The 18,095-nt window shown below is 42.5% G+C and carries 17 protein-coding genes; 15 read left to right on the forward strand and 2 right to left on the reverse strand.

Features of this window, described 5'->3' with window-relative positions; genetic code table 11:
- Window position 1 precedes the first annotated feature (1 nt).
- Window positions 2-2,944 carry a hypothetical protein gene (locus N7E81_RS10310; protein WP_263049509.1) on the reverse strand — a complete coding sequence of 981 codons (2,943 nt, stop codon included), beginning with the start codon at window positions 2,942-2,944 and terminating at the stop codon, window positions 2-4.
- Window positions 2,945-3,312: 368 nt separating this feature from the next.
- Between N7E81_RS10310 and N7E81_RS10315 the strand changes: the two genes are divergently transcribed.
- The 15 genes from N7E81_RS10315 to N7E81_RS10385 all read left to right on the forward strand — a co-directional run bounded on the left by N7E81_RS10315 (window position 3,313) and on the right by N7E81_RS10385 (window position 17,384).
- The gene (locus tag N7E81_RS10315) at window positions 3,313-4,407 is read left to right on the forward strand and encodes an NAD(P) transhydrogenase subunit alpha (RefSeq protein WP_263049510.1); all 1,095 of its coding nucleotides are present in this window, start codon (window positions 3,313-3,315) and stop codon (window positions 4,405-4,407) included.
- Window positions 4,408-4,432: 25 nt separating this feature from the next.
- Entirely contained in the window at window positions 4,433-4,738 is a 306-nt protein-coding gene (locus N7E81_RS10320; RefSeq protein WP_263049511.1) for an NAD(P) transhydrogenase subunit alpha, read from the forward strand.
- A gap of 1 nt (window position 4,739) precedes the next feature.
- Entirely contained in the window at window positions 4,740-6,113 is a 1,374-nt protein-coding gene (locus N7E81_RS10325) for an NAD(P)(+) transhydrogenase (Re/Si-specific) subunit beta (protein ID WP_263049512.1), read from the forward strand.
- Window positions 6,114-6,246: 133 nt separating this feature from the next.
- Window positions 6,247-7,143 (forward strand): SMP-30/gluconolactonase/LRE family protein, encoded by an 897-nt coding sequence (locus tag N7E81_RS10330; protein WP_263049513.1) that lies wholly within the window; start codon window positions 6,247-6,249, stop codon window positions 7,141-7,143.
- A gap of 83 nt (window positions 7,144-7,226) precedes the next feature.
- Complete coding sequence (locus N7E81_RS10335; RefSeq protein ID WP_263049514.1) at window positions 7,227-7,565, forward strand: hypothetical protein; 339 nt, start codon at window positions 7,227-7,229, stop codon at window positions 7,563-7,565.
- 8 nt (window positions 7,566-7,573) lie between these two features.
- Window positions 7,574-8,533 (forward strand): helix-turn-helix transcriptional regulator, encoded by a 960-nt coding sequence (locus N7E81_RS10340; RefSeq protein WP_263049515.1) that lies wholly within the window; start codon window positions 7,574-7,576, stop codon window positions 8,531-8,533.
- Between the two features lie 107 nt (window positions 8,534-8,640).
- Window positions 8,641-8,949, forward strand: coding sequence for a hypothetical protein (locus N7E81_RS10345; RefSeq protein ID WP_263049516.1), 309 nt, complete (start codon window positions 8,641-8,643; stop codon window positions 8,947-8,949).
- The gene (locus tag N7E81_RS10350; protein ID WP_263049517.1) at window positions 8,949-9,548 is read left to right on the forward strand and encodes a GyrI-like domain-containing protein; all 600 of its coding nucleotides are present in this window, start codon (window positions 8,949-8,951) and stop codon (window positions 9,546-9,548) included. Before N7E81_RS10345 ends, N7E81_RS10350 begins: the two co-directional genes overlap by 1 nt.
- 24 nt (window positions 9,549-9,572) lie before the next feature.
- Entirely contained in the window at window positions 9,573-10,655 is a 1,083-nt protein-coding gene (locus tag N7E81_RS10355) for a DNA alkylation repair protein (protein ID WP_263049518.1), read from the forward strand.
- Window positions 10,656-10,719: 64 nt separating this feature from the next.
- Window positions 10,720-10,920: a YwbE family protein gene (locus N7E81_RS10360; protein ID WP_263049519.1), complete on the forward strand. Its 201-nt coding sequence runs from the start codon at window positions 10,720-10,722 to the stop codon at window positions 10,918-10,920.
- A gap of 156 nt (window positions 10,921-11,076) precedes the next feature.
- A complete protein-coding gene (locus tag N7E81_RS10365) occupies window positions 11,077-11,703 on the forward strand; it encodes a hypothetical protein (RefSeq protein ID WP_263049520.1) in 627 nt (208 codons plus the stop codon).
- Window positions 11,703-12,320 carry a hypothetical protein gene (locus N7E81_RS10370; RefSeq protein WP_263049521.1) on the forward strand — a complete coding sequence of 206 codons (618 nt, stop codon included), beginning with the start codon at window positions 11,703-11,705 and terminating at the stop codon, window positions 12,318-12,320. Before N7E81_RS10365 ends, N7E81_RS10370 begins: the two co-directional genes overlap by 1 nt.
- Window positions 12,296-13,090 carry a sensor histidine kinase gene (locus tag N7E81_RS10375; protein ID WP_263049522.1) on the forward strand — a complete coding sequence of 265 codons (795 nt, stop codon included), beginning with the start codon at window positions 12,296-12,298 and terminating at the stop codon, window positions 13,088-13,090. The genes N7E81_RS10370 and N7E81_RS10375 overlap by 25 nt, the downstream gene beginning before the upstream one ends.
- A complete protein-coding gene (locus N7E81_RS10380) occupies window positions 13,087-13,704 on the forward strand; it encodes a response regulator transcription factor (protein ID WP_263049523.1) in 618 nt (205 codons plus the stop codon). Before N7E81_RS10375 ends, N7E81_RS10380 begins: the two co-directional genes overlap by 4 nt.
- Before the next feature lie 218 nt (window positions 13,705-13,922).
- Complete coding sequence (locus N7E81_RS10385) at window positions 13,923-17,384, forward strand: pyruvate carboxylase (RefSeq protein WP_263049524.1); 3,462 nt, start codon at window positions 13,923-13,925, stop codon at window positions 17,382-17,384.
- Between the two features lie 89 nt (window positions 17,385-17,473).
- Here N7E81_RS10385 and N7E81_RS10390 read toward each other — a convergent pair whose 3' ends face one another.
- Window positions 17,474-17,944, reverse strand: coding sequence for a hypothetical protein (locus tag N7E81_RS10390; RefSeq protein ID WP_263049525.1), 471 nt, complete (start codon window positions 17,942-17,944; stop codon window positions 17,474-17,476).
- Window positions 17,945-18,095 lie beyond the last annotated feature (151 nt).

The raw sequence follows: 18,095 nt of genomic DNA on the forward strand, positions 1-18,095 counted from the left end.
CTTAGTGAATTAAATTTCTTGATTTTAGCAAGCTGATTGTATTTCTATATACTATGGGGTTGATCATAAATTGTTCGCCAGTTTTGGCCAACAGTCCATCTTCCAATAAGGCCAGTAGGGTCAGGTCGCTGTAGTTGTGTGTGACATTGAGTACATCGGCCAGTTGTGTTACTGTCAGCCCATCATGCAGAATGAGTGCATGCAATGCATAGAGTTTGTTCATGGATAGCACGTTCAAAAAGTTGAGATTTGGCTTTTTGAATGTGCCAATCGTGATGGTGCTTTCGTCTATTTCTTTGGTAGATAGTAGCCAGTAGATCAGGGCCAGACTGATATTGCTTTGTGCAAACACGTTAAGGTCAGAGAAGAATTTGTTTCTCAAAAATTCTTGCTGCTCGTCTTCGTCCATTTTGATAAATTTTTTATCGTCGGCTATAGATTGATCTATTTCGAAAAGTATTTTGAACCCGCTGATTCTATTTCTTTTCCAAATGATGCTGATAATCTGTTCATCTGTGAGTGTTTTTAGTTCTATCGTGTAGCTAAAAAATTCATTGATATTGATGGTTTTTTGAAGGTATGACCAGGTATATATTGTTGTGCTCGTTACCCAAAATACATTTTTGTAAGTTTTGTTGATGAGTTGAAAAAGCAGCACCATAGCGCCAAACCCATGCACCTTACGTTGATAGAGGTTTTGAATGTCTTCGAGTACCACTACACGCTTGGGAGAGTCGTTTAGGTGGTTTATGATATCGTCTACCGTTTGAAAGGTTTCTTTTTTGAATAGACTGCGCATAGTCTGAATAAAATGCTCTTCACTGCATTCGTTGCCACGAATGGCTAGCCGTGTGACGGTATAAGGGAAGCGAGCCTCATGCAGGGCATAGTTGAGAAAGGAGGTCAATCCGCCCCATTTTTCCCCTAGTATTACTGTGGCGGCATAGTGGCCTTTGCCCCAGCTATCAAATGCTTTTTTGAGTGTGCTCAATTCTTCCTGTCTGCCTTCGAATAGCTCCAAATCTTCGAGCGCTTCTATTTGATAGAGGCGCTTATAGATGAGCGGTAGCTTGTCTATGGCCTGCTGAGATTCGAGTAAAAAGTCGGATACTTGTTTGGAGATTTCTGCTTTTTTGGCTGTTAGTACAAACTTCTCACTAAGCGCACTTACGCTGTGGCGAGTGGCGTTGTATCCTCGGAGTAGTATTAGCTTGAGGTTCTTCTTACGAGCAGTCATTTTCTGCTCCAATTTCAATCGTACCTCCTTGGCCTGTTTGGCGGCTTTGGCTTTGGTTATTCTCAAGCGTAGCTCTCTTACATTCTCATTGAAGGTGAGCTCCATGATGTCCTGACAGAAGTCATTGACTGCTGCTTCGAGCGCTTCGCCATTGGCAGCAATCGATTGGTTCAGTGTGGTTCGCTCTTCATCTAGGCGTGCAGCTGCTCGTTTGAGCCCTTCGGTAGCGATGCTTACTGCTTGATCGGCATCTTCTTCATTATCGAGTGCTGCTATAGCCGAAGACAAGCTGAAAGTAATGACATGATCAAGGTCTTTGACATGATCAGCTGTGTTTTCTAACGAAGCAAAAGAATCTTGTTTGATTTTGTTGATTCTTTTTTTGAAACGAGGTAGTTTCTCAAAAGCAATCAATTCGTGAGGAGAGATGATATGCAAGTCCTCAGACTTCATAGGACTGTCGTATCTGTCGGTTTTTACGATGATTCTTTCGTCCGACAAATGTTCTACTTGCTGGTCTATACTTACCTCGAGTTTGTTGATCAGATTGATCACAGTCTGGTTAGACAGCTTGTCGCAAAGTCTAGGTACTACTTCCTTGTCTAATTTTTTAACAGCCTGATAGTTTAGCCGTTTCAATTCTTTCTGAAACGACTCGTGCTCTACGCCCACAGTTTTAATTCCTTCTTCGATAAACAACTTGATTTCATCCATTTCAGGGCCAATGTAGTCGTCTATCTTTTTGAATTGAGCCGTTTGGAATTCGGTCAAGCTGCCTAGAGTATTGTGTTTGAGCAAGTTGATATTTAGGTCCAATCGCCACTCTTCGAAAAAGGCATAGTTGGTGTTTTTCCAAGACAAATCGAAGGCACTCCACTTGCTTTTGGCTGTCTCTATCTTGGAGGAGATGATTTCATCGGCAAGTCTTCGGGCAGGTAGCTCTAACGTGCCCGCTTTTTCATACGCTAATAAAAACTGCTCGGGATAGGCTGCCGTGAGATTGTCTAGCTGACTAGTGAGCTCAGAGGTCAAGGTGGCTTTGAAAGCCAAAACCTCTTCTTCGGTGAAAGAGGTGTGCTCTGTCTCTTGTTTGTCCAGTTGCTCTTCCCAGCTTTTTATTTCCACATATTGTGAGGTAATAGCAGAGTAGTAGCTAGCCGTTATTTGCTGTAGGTCGAGTATCGTTTCGATCATCAAATTTTTCTTAGCCAGATTTTGCAGTGGAATTTTATGCAGCCAATAGGGCTTCTTCTTTTTGTTTTTCCTAAAAGGATTAGCGAGTGAGTTGGGAATGTTGCTGATCAGAAACCCTATTCTTTTGCCTAGTTTTAATGTCTTGAGCCAGCTGGGGTCATCAATGTCGGCTATAAAGCGCGCTGGCTTTTGTAGCTCCGTTTTGCTGTCAGGGATATTCTGAAAAATAGCATAAAGGCTGTTTAGAAAATTTTCGTGCTCGATAGCCAAGTCGAGCGCCTCGGGCTTGGGTTTGATTCCGTCTATTTGAACGAGTAGTGTATTCTTGAAGTCAGATATTTGGCTGTGAGAGGTGCGTGTCTCTGCGGGTAAACTGTAAAAAGTATGAATGGCAGCCACAATCTGCAGCATCTGTTCGATTTCCAGATCCAATTGTTTGAAGATTTCTGTCTGATAATTCTCTTTCAAACATTGATCAATTTTGCCTACAAGTTCGTCTGCTATAGAAGCCATTGTGTTAATTTTAATCAGTAAAGGTTAGTAAATAAATAGGACAACATTATTAATTCAGCCTGTTAGATTATATTTTTTTAACCCCACTGTATTTAGTCATAAGACTGAGACGCAATAAATAGAAAAAGTAACGCAGAAATGTGTAATTGTTAGTTTTAGTAAAAATACCATCGATTGTATTGTTGATATTTTAATAAATACGTAGTATTTCGTTTATATATTTTCATTTTGGCAATAAATCGTCTGTAATATTGAATTATTTTTCAATGAAATTCCAGATTCCTTCGTAGGTTTGCAACGAGCTAGCGCCCATGATGCAACTGACCCAAAATTGTATTTCTAGCGAAGTATAAAAATTATAGCATAATATGGTGATTGGTGTAGTTAAATGCACGGAAGAAAATCTAGTAGCCTTAGTGCCACAAGTGGCTTCCAAATTAATCAAAGACGAATATCAGATTGTAGTAGAATCAGGTGCTGGCAAAGCATCTGGCTACAACGATGAAATATATGAATCTACAGGAGCGGTCATTTCATCTCGGGATGAAGTCCTATCTAAAGCAGACGTCATTCTTACAGGGACAGGTATTACAAAATCAGATGTAGACCTTATCAAAGCCGATGCAATATTGGTAGGTAAGTTTAACGGGCGTGTAGCCTCCGAACTCATTACTAATCTTAAAGAATGCAAGGCACAAGCTTTTAGCTTGGATTTATTGCCTCGCTCTACGATAGCACAATCTATGGATGTGTTGTCTTCTTTGGCTTCTTTGTCTGGGTACAAAGCGGTGGTAACAGCTGCAGACGAGTTTGCAGGTTATTTTCCAATGATGACAACCTCTGCAGGTACGATACCTCCAGCCAGAGTATTGATACTGGGCGCGGGAGTAGCAGGTTTGCAGGCCATCGCTACAGCCAAAAGGTTAGGAGCGATCGTGGAGGCCTTTGATGTGCGTACAGCTGTACGTGAAGAGGTTCAGAGCTTGGGAGCCAAATTTATAGAAGTAGAAGGTGCGCAAGAAGACAGTGCGGCTGGTGGATATGCCGTTGAGCAATCAGAAGAATACATCAGTAAGCAAAAGGAGCTGATTCATGAGACGGCTTTGAAAGCTGATGTAGTGATCACCACGGCTAACATCCCAGGACGTAAAGCACCAGTACTTATAGAAAATCGTACGGTTGAAGCGATGAAGCAAGGTAGTGTAATAGTAGACATGGCTTCTGCGAGCGGTGGCAATTGCGAATTGTCTAAAGATGCTGAAACGGTAGATATCGATGGCGTAAAAATCATCGGAGATGCCAAACTATACAACCTGATGGGCAAGCAAGCCAGCTTGTTGTATAGCAACAATATTTACAACTTTCTCAAATACATTCTCAAAGAAGGTAAGGACAACTTGCCCTACGACAGCGAGATTGTAAGCCAATCGCTGTTGAAAGTAGAAGAGCCCGTATCGGCCTAATTATTCCCATTAAATTCTAAAGACCATGTTTGAGATATTAGATTATCTGAAAGATCATGTGCTCATGATCAACTTATTAATTATTACCATTTACCTAGGTTTTGAAATCATTTCCAAAGTACCTACTGTACTGCATACGCCGCTTATGTCTGGGTCCAATGCCATCAGTGGGATTGTCATTATCGGAGCCATTATTTTGGTGAGACAGGCAGATAGTTCGGATTACCTGACACTCGTGTTGGGAGCCGTCGGTATCGTATTGGGTACTATCAATGTAGTAGGAGGTCATGCGGTGACCAACCGTATGTTAGAAATGTTTAAGAAGAAATAAGATGCAGTACATCGAATTATTATATATCGTATCAACCGTCCTTTTGATTGTCGGGTTGAGAAAATTGAGTAGCCCATCTACGGCAAGAAATGGAAACGTAATCGCAGCCTTAGGCATGGGATCGGCTATTTTGGTGTCCATATTCAGCCCAATGGCTAATGATCAGGGCAACCTGCTTTATATCTTCGGCGCGATAGCCGTAGGGTCTGTGATTGGAATGGTCTATTCCAAAAAAGTAGAAATGACAGGTATTCCTGAATTGGTTTCCGTATTCAATGGATTTGGTGGTGCTTGTGCAGTAAGTATAGCCATTTTAGAAGCATATAAGTTTGATGCGTCCTCGACCATTGGATTGATGGGCACTACTTATATGGCTTTGTTTATCGGAGGAGTGGCTTTTACGGGTAGTTTGATCGCTTATGGAAAATTGGCTGGCAAAGTGAAGGATTGGAAAAGCGGCATTTCATCGTATTTCAACCTTGTGTGGTTGGCACTCTGCTTAGGCTTGATCGTCTACCAAGTAGCGAACCCGTCTGCTTACGAATACTTACCAATCATCATTCTAGTCGTTTCATTAATTTATGGGTTGAGTTTCGTATGGCCTATCGGAGGAGCGGATATGCCCGTCGTTATTTCTTTGCTAAATGCTCTGACAGGTATAGCAGCAGCACTTGCAGGGATGGTGTATGGTAATATGGTGATGCTGTTGGGGGGTGTGCTTGTGGGGTCTTCAGGTGCCATTCTGACGATCCTCATGTGTCAGGCAATGAACCGATCATTGATCAATGTAGTGGTAGGAGGTTTTGGCGCTTCGGCCACTTCTGTAGCGGCTGATCAAGGTGATATCAAAGAAACTACGGCCAATGACACGGCCATTATGATGCGCTATGCACAAAACGTGATGGTGATCCCTGGATACGGGATGGCTGTGGCGCAAGCACAAAAGGCGTGTAAAGAGTTAGATAAAAGTTTGACCTCACGTGGCGTGAATGTGAACTATGCCATCCACCCAGTGGCAGGTCGCATGCCAGGTCATATGAACGTATTATTGGCGGAAGCCGATGTGCCGTACAACAAATTGATCGATCTCGATGATGCCAACAGTATGCTTTCAGATACGGATGTATGTCTGGTAGTAGGTGCTAACGACGTAGTGAATCCGTCGGCACTCGATGACCCAGGAAGCCCGATCTACGGCATGCCAGTATTAGAGATCCTCAATGCTAAAAATGTAATTGTGCTTAAAAGAGGAATGAGCAAAGGATACTCAGGTATCGAAAATCCGCTATTCTTCCACGATAAGACTAAAATGCTCTTTGGTGATGCCAAAGACACCATCGAAACGCTGAACAACGAAGTGAAAGTGATGGATTAAGTAAACACACGCCTTTCAAAGCTTAACACTCTGAAAGGCGTGTGTTTTTCATTCAGGAATATTAACACCCCATCCAGCGAAAAAAATAATCAAGACGTATGACATGAATTAGCTTAGGGCAAAATTCAGATTCATGCGAAAGATTTTTTCACCCTTCTTTATTTCAATTGTACTTTTTAGCTGTACGTCTAAGCCAATAGCTCTTTTCGAAGCCAGCGACTGGGCGTATGTAGGTGAATATAGTCTGGGGCTAGAAGGCCCTGCTGTGGATATAGAGGGCAATCTGTTTTTTGTAAACCCACAAAAAAACGGAACCATAGGTAGACTGTTGCCCACTGGTCAATTCGATTTGTATATAGACAGTTTGCCTCAGGGAAGTGTGGCCAATGGTATTCGGTTTGGCAATGATGGCCTTATGTATCTCGCCGATTATGTCAATCATAATATTTTGACTATCGATCCTGTGCATCGTGAAGTAGTGGTTTTTGCACACGATAGCACCATGAATCAGCCCAATGACCTTGCGATCAGCGAAAGGGGTGTATTGTTTGCGAGTGATCCCAATTGGGTCGACAGTACAGGTAATCTATGGCGAGTAGAGCTGGATGGGAAATTTGTAAAACTGGCCGATAACATGGGTACCACCAATGGTATAGAAGTGGCCCCAGGTGATCGTTTCCTTTATGTAAATGAAAGTGCACAGCGAAAAATTTGGGCTTTTGACTTGAGTCCAGAAGGGGAGATATCCAACAAACGATTGTTGATCCAATTTGCAGATCATGGCCTCGATGGCATGCGTTGCGATACCGCTGGCAATCTGTATGTAGCGCGATATGGCAAAGGGGTCATTGCTGTGATATCGCCAGCAGGTGAACTACTGCAAGAAGTAGAACTCAAAGGGCTAAAGCCGACCAACATAGCCTTTGGCGGCTTAGACGGGCGCACCTGTTATGTGACTTGTCAGGATCGAGGATATATCGAGACTTTTCATAGCGAATACCCCGGACGCAGTTGGGCTTTGCGGCCATAAGATACTTGTCGGATTTTTGTCTCTAAAGAGATTTTTCTTCTGCCATGCGAAACTAAAATGGGTATAATCGGTACATTTATCTCATGTACGTTTCGATTACCCGCCTTAAGCTTAAGTCTATTTGGCTCTTGCCAAAATTTGCCAAACAATCTGGAAGAGTAGCCAAGCAGGCCCAAGACTCTCCAGGGTATATTAAGGTGAAACTCTCCAATCGCTGGTTTAGATACTTTTATACGCTGACTCTATGGAGGTCTCGAGCAGATATGCAGCAGTTTGTGATACATGGCGATCACAAAGTAGCGATGCAGGAATGGAGCAAATTTGCAACTGAAGTAAAGGCTCTGGGTTATGAAACAGAGGCCGCACCCAAGTGGAAAGAGGTACGCAAACGAATAGCAACCGAAGGAAAGACCACACGTTAAATTTATCGATGAATAGGATAGATAGACTTACGGCCATCATGCTCAAGCTACAGAGCAAAAGATATGTAACGATAGACGACATCGCAGAGCAGTATAGCATCAGTGAACGCACCGTTTTTAGAGACATCAAGGCACTGGGAGAGGCAGGTGTACCTATTGGGTTTGAAAAAGACCGAGGGTACTATATTGTAGAAGGTTATAGCATACCTCCTGTCATGTTTACCAAAGAGGAGGCCGGAGCTATCTTGTTGGCTAGCAAACTACTCAAACGGCAAGGTGATCAGTCGCTAGTAGATCATTTCGAGCAAGCTTTGACCAAAATCAGAGCCGTGTTGAAAAACACTCAAAAAGACTATGTGCAAGAACTAGAAAAATATATCGAAGTCGTTTCCCCAAATGTGTCCGTAGAAAAAGCCTTTCCAGATTTGTATTTGACTGACATTAAAGATGCGTTGGTTCATCATCAAATCTTATCATTTGAGTATTATGCTAATTATAGCGATAGCTATTCGTCGCGAGAAGTAGAGCCCTTAGGTATTTGCCATTATGCCAATCATTGGCATCTGATCGCCTATTGCCGTATGCGCCATGGCATTCGTGATTTTCGTACAGATCGCATCAGCAAGCTCCATGTGTTAGATCAGTTTTTTGACCCATCGCTTAGAGATGATTTCAAGGAGCATATATTCGTTCGTCAGATGTCTCAGGACGTTAGAGAGATCAGGGTTTTGTTTGAACCCGATGTGGCACGATTGATTGGAGATCAACGCTATTATTATGGTTTTATAGAAGAAAAGAAAACCGAGGCTGGCGTAGAGATGATTTTTATGGTGGGTGAGTGCGAATACTTTGCCCGCTGGCTACTCATGTTTACCGATCGTGTGCGAATTCTCAATTCTGAAAAACTGGAACAACAAATACAGCAATTCATAGAGCAACTGAGTAGTCACTATGCCATGGTACATTAATTTTTTATTAAAAAATAAACGCTTTAAAATTCACTGACATAGGGTTGTCAGTAGAGGGTATTTCATTTGTATAAATCAAATTCAAAAAAAAACTAAACTTTATACAAATGACCGATCAAGTAGTGGAATTGGTGATTTACAAAATCAAACCCAACCAAGTGGAAAATTACCAATCCAAAATCATTCATCATTTTAGAGAACTGGTCAAAAGCTTTGACGGCATGATAGGGTATAAAACCTATTGTGCGATCAAGGAAGAGGGATTGTTCGTGGATCAGGTAGAGTGGCGGGATTTGGCAAGTGCCGAATTTGCTGCAGAAAAAGTGAAAGAAATGCAGGACGATGAGATCTATGCTCCTTATCTGTCGGCATTCGAAGAAGTTAAATTTTTCTTACATCTCAAACATGTAGCCTAATGGAAAAGCTGAATCTTGTAAAACAACACCCTGCCTACTATAAGGCGCAAAACAAACCGGTAGAAGTTGAAATTGAGCCTGTTCATTGTTTGACAATTAGTGGGATAGGAGCGCCAGAAGAAGAGCGGTTTCAGTCAAGTGTAGGAGCAATATATGCGGTGGCTTATACGGTAAAAAAGTATGCGAAATCAGAACAGAATGATTTTGTAGTGCCTAAGATGGAGGCTTTTTGGTGGGTAGACGAAGGACTCGTTTTTGATGAAACCCCAAAGTCTGACTGGCAGTGGCAGTTGATGATCCGAATGCCTGATTTGGTGTCCGACGAGCATGTAGATCAGGCGGTAGAGGAGGTGATCAAAAAGAAGGGCATATGTCTAGCCAATGAAGTACAGCTCAAGGCTATTCATGAAGGTCGATGTGTGCAAGTCTTGCACGTCGGGTCTTATTACGAAGAAGGGCCTTCGATCAAAAAAATATTGGAGTATATGAAATCAAATGGTTTGGAAATGAATGGTTATCATCACGAGATTTACCTGTCAGATCCTACACGTACCGCTGTAGAAAAGCTGAAAACCATTATTAGGTACGCGGTAAAATAGCGAAGATTACTTAGATAAAACGACATGGCAGAGCCACTGAAAAATGAATTTAATGCATCGTTTGTTGCCCAACTGGGTAGCCAGCTGAGCGACAAAGACTCATCCTTCCGATTGGAGGCCTTTGTTGCCGCTGTTCTCGATGAAGAGTGGGAGGGGCGTGAACTTAAAAACCGAATGAGACATCTTACGTGTATGATTCGGTCGCATACGGCCTTGGTTTTTTTGGATCAGCTAGAAGTGATGAAGTCACTTGCTGTACACTATAGTGGCCTGCAAGGCATGACTTTCCCGGATTTTGTGGAAGTATACGGTCAGGAGTATTTGGCAGAATCTCTGGTGGCCATGAAGCACATGACTCAATACTCCACGGCCGAATTTGCCATTCGTCCTTTCATTATCAAATATGAAAAAGAAGTAATGAATACTCTGCTCGACTGGAGTATGGATGCCAACGAGCATGTGAGAAGGTTGTCGTCAGAAGGTTGCCGTCCGAGGTTGCCTTGGGCGATGGCTTTGCCTGCTTTCAAGAAAGATCCGAAGTTGATTTTGCCCATTCTGGAAAACCTGAAGGCTGATGATTCGCTCTACGTTAGAAAAAGTGTGGCCAACAACCTTAATGACATCACCAAGGATCATGTAGCGTTGGCTTTGGATTTGGGTGAGCGCTGGTATGGAGATTGTACACATACCAATTGGGTCGTGAAGCATGGGTTGAGAAATCTACTGAAACAAGGTCATCCTCGTGCTTTGCAAGTGATTGGTTTCGATGATAAAGCCAAATTTTCAGTGCCTGTATGCTCGCTCTCGGAGCGTAAGTTGAAAATAGGAGATGTTTTGCATTTTGAGTTTGAAGTAGTAAGTGAGGAAGCTCAATTAGCTTTTGCTAAAGTCGGTTTTGTGGTGTCTTATCAAAAGGCAAATGGTACACTTTCGGATAAAATTTTTCATGTTGCAGAAAAGGAGTTTGACAGAGGGTCGTCCTTCTGGTTCAAAAAGAAGCTCTCTTTTAAAGACCTCTCCACCCGCAAACACTACTTGGGTAGACACAAGTTGGGCATTTTGGTTAATGGTAAAAAACTGACAGACGAAGTGTTTGAATTGGTTTGAAAGTGAAGCAGGGCTAGGCATTTGAAAATTTGGTGCTTAAATTTAAGGACTAAAATCACAGGCCATGACCGACGGAACCATCAGAACAAATATACAAGTAGGCGCAGCAGTAGAGGTCGTACAGAAGCACCACCAGCGCTCTGGAGAACTCACAGAAGGAATCGTAAAGCGCTTGCTCACGAAGTCCCCCAAGCACACCCATGGCATCAAAGTTCAGTTAGAAACTGGCGAAGTAGGTCGGGTGAAAAACATCCTTAACGACTAAGCTACGCTGAATTCAGAATCCAGTTAGGATTAACCTGTAGGAAAGGAATACTTAGAAACAGGTATTTACTGCCAGTAAGTAATTAATGACCTTTGGAATCATTGGCCGAATAGGTAAATTCGGTTTTAATCATTTCTAAACTTAATTTTAATTACTATGAAAACACTGCGCTATTTGCCAGCCTTCTTTGTGATGGTTGGTTTGTATTCATGTGGGTCTAATGCTGGTAATGATAAAAGCATAGCCAAGTTGACAGCCGAAAGAGACTCTTTGAAAATGGAGTTGGAGAGATTAGCTCCAAAGGAATTTGTATACTTTATCGATAGTTCGGAAAGCAACAAATCCGCAAAAGAGGAACTGTGTGAGAATTTAGCAAACAGCATGGCTTCTCCTACTGCTACAGCCAATTCATTTATTAACGCACCCGAAGCAGCTAAAAAAATCAGAAATTGGATTAACACGAAACGTTCAATATACACACAGCGGTATTTTTATGAAGAGTCTGACGATATCCTTGCGTTCTATTTTCCTCTTGAGAATGTACAGGAACTATTGAAAAGAATAAAGAACCACCCAAATGCCAATGATATTGCAGGGATCAGGGTGTACTATGGTGCAAAATCTGGAACCGTGCCCGACGCATTCATGATACCAGTGAAAAAAGACTTGTCTGACATCGTAAAAGTATATTATAAGGAAGGAGAAGAGATTCCTGATGTAGTCGCTCAAGACCCTCCTCCAGTATTGAATAAATCTCTCCCATGTCCTAATTCATGTCCTTGATGGAGATGGAAAAATGGGTGGTATATGGATCGATGTTTAGTGTACTACTGCCTCTTATTATAGGCAGTAGTACCTTAATGAACAAGCCCGACAAGGGTGTCCTGCCCATATTACTACTTCTTTTATTATCATTTCTGACTGACCTAATTTGTTATTTTTATGCCCCTTATGGCCCCACTTATTGGATCATCAATTTATTCTCGATCTTTGAGATTTTAATCCTTGGGTTTATTTATTCTACACAATGGAAATCTAGGTTTATTTTTTTGATTGTTCCGATCATTTGGTGTGTCGCATTTGGCATCAAATTATTTGAAAACATAAATGGTTTTCATGGCGAATATTTTGCAATCAGTTCATTTATCGTCATGGCATTTGCATGTTATGCTTTCTACAGGATTTTTATAGAAGAGAGCGTATTGTCACTCGAATCCTATTATTTCTTTTGGATCAATACAGGGTTTCTAATTTATGCATCGGGGAGTTTGTTTTCTTTTTTACTTAGTCATCATATTTTAATGGAAAACGAATCGTCCTGGATGCTACACAATGCTGCCAATATTCTTAAAAACCTACTTTTTGCCATCGGCCTATGGAAAGCCAGACTCACCCGTTAAATACCGAAATGGTGCTCATATTAGGCACCAGTGGTATGCTGCTGCTCACCACAGTAATTGTGCTGTTTGTTTATCTATATCAGCGCAAGCTCATTAAGCGCAAGCTGGAATACCAAGAAATCGAAGACCTGCTCAAAAAACAAGAGCTAAAATCGGCCTATGCGATACTAGAGGGGCAAGACCGAGCCTACAAGCAAGTAGCCGAAGAGCTGCACGACAATCTCGGTAGTATGCTCGTTACCCTCAATATGCTCTCTGATACACTGCCCAAGAAAACGGATCCAGAGTCGCTAAAAGTACTGGCAGATAAGATCAGTTCGGTTACTACACAGGCCACCGAAGCCACTCGACAGATTTCGCATAGTTTGCATTCGGGGGCACTCAAGCATTTCGGGCTCGCTGTAGCTATACAGGAGCTGATAGATGCACTCAACGAAAGCCATAGCATCACAGTAAGCAGTCATATTGATCTGGGCGAGGAATTAGAAAATCAGGTCAATGTACAACTGTACCGTATTGTTCAGGAGCTGGTCAACAATACGTTGAAGCACGCCAAAGCCAGTACCATCAACATGGACTTGTCTAAGACTCCTGAGTTTCTTACCTTGATATTTGAAGACAATGGCATTGGATTCGATCTTCATCAGCAGGGAGAAAAAGGACTGGGGTTGAAAAACCTGAAAGCCAGAGTAGATCGTCTCGACGGCCAGATCACCATAGAAAGTAACAAAGGTAAGGGAACCACCAACATCATAGAAATACCGATATGAACACCATAAAAGTTTTGCTTGCCGATGATCATACCATTGTGATGGAGGGACTTCAGGTCGTCCTCAGTGCTGAGGAGGAATTTGAAGTAGTAGGTACCGTGCTCAATGGTGAGCAAGTGATCCAATTTGTAGGGAAGCACCCTGTGGACGTAGTGGTGTTGGATATCAATATGCCAGTGATGGACGGAATCTCCTGCGCCAGAAGGCTCAAGAAAGATTACCCTGAGCTTAAAATAATTATACTTACCATGTATGCTCAGCGTTCTTTTGTGGACGAAATTTTGAAAATAGGAATCGATGGGTGTTTGCTCAAAAACAACACAGGCAAAGAACTGACGACGGCTATATTTCGAGTAATGAATGGTAGCCAGTATTACGATCGACTTAAGAATTTTAACTCATCAGAAGAGGAGGTAAAACAATATAAACTTAGCAAACGAGAATTGGATGTGATCAAGCTAGTGGCCGAAGGCAAGACGAGCCAGCAGATTGCCGATGAGTTGTTTATCTCAGAGCTCACTGTACAAACCCACCGTCGAAATATGATGCGCAAATTAGATCTCAAAAACAGTATGCAGGTCGTGCAGTTTGTGCAAGACAATGAGTTGATTTAATCACATGAAATGCTAGCAAGGGCGGTGATTTTTATTTTAGAATAAAAGGCATAGACCAAATTTTACGATGAGTGAACAGCTGTGCATGCTTTTTTCTTGGGTCCTGTGCTATTTTCTCCTTGAGTTCCACCTGCTAAGCCATATATTTGTATGACAACGATCCCCATTGATGAAACTTAAATGATTTGCTGTATACCTAATTTATAAATCCCTTCGAAATGTCCCAAGAATTAAAGAAACTCGATAAAATACTAGTAGCCAATAGAGGAGAAATAGCGATACGTATTTTACGAGCAGCCGCAGAGCTCAAAGTTAGAACTGTAGCCATGTATACTTATGAAGACAGGTATTCATTGCATAGATACAAGGCCGACGAAGCTTATCAAATCGGACAGGATGATGCTCCTCTCAAACCTTATTTGGACATCGAGGCTATTATCAAGCTAGCCAAGGAGCATCAGATAGATGCCATCCATCCAGGGTATGGTTTCCTTTCTGAAAACGTGACATTCGCACGCAGATGCGAAGAAGAGGGCATCATCTTCGTAGGGCCAAGGTCTAGTATCATGGCACAGCTGGGAGACAAAGTAGAAGCAAAAAAACTAGCCATCAATGCCAAAGTACCTGTTATACAAGACAGTAAAGAAGATTTGGTAGATGTAGCTATTGCAAAAAAAGAAGCTGCACGAATAGGCTATCCGATTATGCTAAAGGCTGCTTCGGGTGGAGGCGGTCGTGGCATGAGAGTGATCCGTTCGGAAAAAGAGTTGGAGAAGGCTTTTCACGATGCCAAGAGCGAAGCAGAAAAATTCTTCAGTGACGATACCGTTTTTATTGAAAAATTCATTGACCAGCCCAAACACATCGAAGTACAGCTCATGGGCGACAATCATGGCAATATCGTGCACTTGCATGAAAGAGACTGCTCTGTACAACGTCGATTCCAGAAGGTGGTAGAAGTAGCACCGAGTCCTAACCTGAAAGAAGAAACGCGACAGGCTATTTTCGAGTACGCCATCCGAATTGCCAAGCACGTCAGCTACAACAATGTAGGTACCGTAGAGTTTTTGGTAGACAAGGAGGGAGAGGTTTTTTTCATAGAAGTGAATCCTCGAATCCAAGTAGAGCACACCATCACCGAGGAAGTAACAGGTGTAGACATTGTGCGGTCTCAGATTTTGATTGCGCAGGGGCATCCCTTGTCGTACAAAGGTATATTTCTTAGGAGTCAGGAAGACATCAAAGTCAACGGATTTGCTATACAGTGTCGAGTCACTACCGAAGATCCCGTGCAGGATTTCAAGCCAGACTATGGTACCATTATCGCTTATCGCAATGCCGCAGGTTTTGGGATTCGACTAGACGAAGGATCTACCTATCCAGGTATGCGTATTTCGCCGTTTTTCGATTCTATGCTGGTGAAAATAAGTGCATCTGGTCGTACGCTTCGAGGCGCTAGCGAAAGATTACAACGTACCTTGACGGAATTCAGAATCAGAGGGGTCAAGACCAATATTGGTTTCTTGAAAAATGTGATCTCTCACCCCGTATTCAATGCAGGAGACTGTACGGTTAATTTCATAGCCAATCATCCAGAGTTATTCAAAATCACCAGAACACAAGACAGAGGAACCAAGACACTGAAGTACTTGGCCAAAGTGAGCGTGAATGGCAATCCAGATGTAAAGTATGTAGATCCTACCAAGACCTTTGTGACGCCAGTAGTGCCGGCGTTTGACAAGTATGCCGACTATCCTAAAGGCACCAAAGATCGCTTGAATGAATTGGGTAGAGAGGGCTTTGTGAAATGGATGAAGGACGAAAAGCAGATTCTATTTACCGATACTACCTTTCGCGACGCACATCAGTCGCTACTGGCGACTAGGTTTCGAACGATAGACCTGCTCGGGGTGGCAGAAAGCTACGCCAAAAATGTGCCGCAGACATTTTCTATGGAGATGTGGGGCGGAGCTACTTTCGATGTGGCCATGCGCTTTTTGCACGAGTGCCCATGGGAGCGATTGAAACTACTTCGACAGGCCGTACCCAATATCTTATTCCAAATGCTGCTTCGTGGATCGAATGCCGTGGGCTATACCGCCTATCCAGATAACCTTGTAGAGAAGTTTATTGAAAAGGCAGGAGAAGAAGGGATCGACGTGTTCAGGATTTTTGATTCACTCAATTGGCTCGAAGCCATGAAAGTGAGTATCAAAGCGGTAAAAGAAAGAACCAACTCACTGGCGGAAGTATGTATCGGTTATACAGGAGATATTCTCAATCCAGCACATAAGAAATATAACTTGGCCTACTATGTAGATTTGGCCAAGCGGATCGAAGACGAAGGTGCACACATACTAGCCATCAAAGACATGGCCGGACTACTCACGCCGTATGCTGCAGAGCAGTTGATCCCAGCGCTTAAGGCGGCTGTGGATATGCCGATTCATTTGCATACTCATGATACTTCGTCTATGCAAACAGCCACTTACCTCAAGGCCATAGAGCAGGGGGTAGACGTGGTGGATTGTGCCTTAGCTTCTATGTCGGGTCTTACTTCCCAGCCCAATTTCAACTCTATAGTGTCGGTATTGGCGCAGCACGAGCGCAAGCCTGAGTTGGATTTGGATGCGATCAACAAGCAGTCCAATTATTGGGAAGACGTACGAGAAATTTACTACCCATTCGAGTCGGGGCTCAAAGCAGGTACAGCTCAGGTATATGAAAACGAGATTCCTGGCGGGCAATATTCTAATCTCAAACCACAGGCTGCGGCTATTGGCTTGGTAGGAGAAGATTTCGAACGAGTCAAAAAGAATTATGCCGTAGTCAATGAGATGTTTGGAGACATTGTGAAAGTAACGCCAAGCTCCAAAGTGGTAGGTGATATGGCCATCTTCATGACGTCAAACAACCTGACCCCAGCGGATATCATGGACGAAAAGAAAAACCTATCTTTTCCTGATTCTGTGATCGGGTTTTTCAAAGGAGACTTGGGGCAGCCAGAAGGCGGCTTTCCAGAAAAACTACAAAAAGTGATTCTCAAAGGAGCCAAAGCCATTACTGGCAGACCCAATGAGCACTTGGCACCGATAGATTTTGATAAAGAATTTGAGGCATTCCAAGAAAAGTATTCAGAGTATTCAGACTTCCTGGATTTCTTGTCATTCAAACTTTATCCTAAGGTCTTTGATGAATACTATCAGCACCATGCAGAGTTTGGTTATGTATCACAGATCCCTTCAAAAGCTTTTTTCTATGGGATGAAAAAAGGAGAAGAAATTCTCGTGACCTTGTCCAAAGGCAAGACCATCATGGTGAAGCTGATGTACATCCTAGATCCAGACGATAGTGGCATGTGTACTGTAGGTTTTGAACTCAATGGTCAAGTCCGTCGAGTTCAGGTCAAAGACATTCACGTGAAGGCCACCGCCATCGCACATCAGAAGGCAGACAAAGACAATTCGAACGAAGTAGGTGCGCCACTACAGGGCAAGCTATCGGGTGTTTTTGTGAAAGTAGGAGACAAAGTGGAGGAAAACGATCCGCTATTCGCGATAGAAGCGATGAAGATGGAATCGACGATCTCTGCCGCAAAATCTGGTACAGTGAAAGCCATTCTTATCAAAGCAGGAGAAATGGTGGATCAGGATGATCTGGTCGTAGAACTAGAAGGATAAAAAAAGGTTCTCCATACTAAAATTATGATACATAGACGCAGCATGATTTTAGTATGGAGAACGACTTTTTACTGATGTATCGGGCGGTTTTATTTCTTACTAAAAAGCTTTCGTAGCCCCGATTTTTTCTTGGGAGCTTCTGGTTCAGGTACTATACCAGCCAGCCAGTTAGATGCAGGGAGAGCGAAATCGAAGGTTTCGGACTCTATCGATGGGTTTACTTTTTTGATGGCTTCAGCCAATATATTAGATGAAATAGCGGCCATAACAGATTCTGATTCGAGTACTGCTATTTTATCTATTTTCATAATCATCTCTTTGCCCTCTTTGGTGACAAAATCGTTTTTAATCCAAATCCTGCATTCAGGGGTATAGCCTTCGAGCGTTCTGCGGTCTACGAGCCAATGTACATTTTCGTGCTCCTTGGCTATTTCTGTTGCCATTCGCATCACTTGTTGCATAGAGGTTAGCTCCACTATTCCTTTCCATCCAAACTGGAAAGTAGTATGCTCTTCGTCAAATTGAAAAATAGCATCATCTGCTTCAAAAAGAATTTTCATATAGAATATTAAGTATCTGGTTTTGTATCTGAGAAAGGCGGATGGCAAAATTAATCCAAATGAAAAAGATAAACTAGTCTGTATCGAATGAAAAAGTCAGGAATACATGAGCGGAAAAGTATTTGATTGATAAATTTGCCAACTATTTAAA

Source organism: Reichenbachiella carrageenanivorans (genome assembly GCF_025639805.1).
GTDB classification, from domain to species: Bacteria; Bacteroidota; Bacteroidia; order Cytophagales; family Cyclobacteriaceae; genus Reichenbachiella; species Reichenbachiella carrageenanivorans.